Consider the following 1,088-nt stretch of genomic DNA (forward strand, 5'->3'; position numbering starts at 1 on the left):
GAGATTGGAATTTATAAATATGACATATTTAACAACGGATATAGAATAGGAGAACAACTTATAGAAATTAAAAAAAATAATGAAATGACATTTCTGTTTAAATCTAATATTAAAACTTTTTATGGTAATGAAGAAACTTCAATAATTTTTATGGAAAATAATTATGAACCGTTAATAATTCATAATGTAAAAACAAATGGAAGTGATAAAGAAATTATTGATGTCTCATATATGTATCCAAATAAGTTTTGTATAAGAAATGGTTCTAAAGAGAGGATTTTATGGTTTACAGGTAGATTATATAATAAATTGCAGATACTTTTTTTGTTACACAATTTATATAAAGTATCAAAACCATTCAATATGAAATGTCTAAATATTTTTATTCCTGAAGCATTAAACATTATTCCTATTGCAGTGAAAAGTTCAAATAGTAGCAATAAAAAGTTTATATATTATCTTTGGCAACCTCATTACACTGTTAGCGAGTATGATGAAAATGATCACCTTTTACTTTACTACAATGATAACAAGACAATTATAGAAAGAGTGTATTAAAGATGGGATATTATATAGGAAAGCAAAAGAATAATCTATTTATCAAATATATACTTACAATGATGCCTTATTTTAAAAAGTATAAAACTCATATTTTTTTTGTAAAATTGTTTTCTGCTCTATTAGCAGCTGCAAATTTAATTTCTCCAACACTAAATAGATTCCTTGTTGATAAAATTTTTGCAGTTCAAGATAAAAATCTTTTAATAAAAATTCTTATTTTATTATGTTTAGCTTTTATTACAATAGCTTTAATAAATATATTAAATAGCTATATAATGGCAAAATTAACTGCAAATTTAAATTATAAAATTAAAATGGATTTTTTTAATAAACTACAGCAAACATCATTGGTATTTCATGTTTCCAAAAAAAGTGGCGAAATTCAATACAGGATGTTTTATGATACTGAACTTTTAGTAGACTATTTTTTAAAACTAATTATTAATATGCCAATGTATATGTTTTGGATAATACTGGTAGCAATATTAATGTATAGATGGTCTCCAATTTTAATGTCATTAGTGGTG

At 23.1% G+C, this 1,088-nt stretch carries 2 protein-coding genes; both read left to right on the forward strand.

What is annotated here, in order from left to right:
• On the forward strand, positions 1-558 hold a 558-nt coding region (locus ACAG39_12420; protein ID MEZ0538025.1), incomplete at its 5' end, for a hypothetical protein.
• A 2-nt stretch (positions 559-560) separates the two neighbouring features.
• On the forward strand, positions 561-1,088 hold a 528-nt coding region (locus ACAG39_12425; protein MEZ0538026.1), incomplete at its 3' end, for an ABC transporter transmembrane domain-containing protein.

The sequence above is a fragment of the Caldicellulosiruptoraceae bacterium PP1 genome, assembly GCA_041320695.1.
Lineage (GTDB): Bacteria > Bacillota > Thermoanaerobacteria > Caldicellulosiruptorales > Caldicellulosiruptoraceae > JBGGOQ01.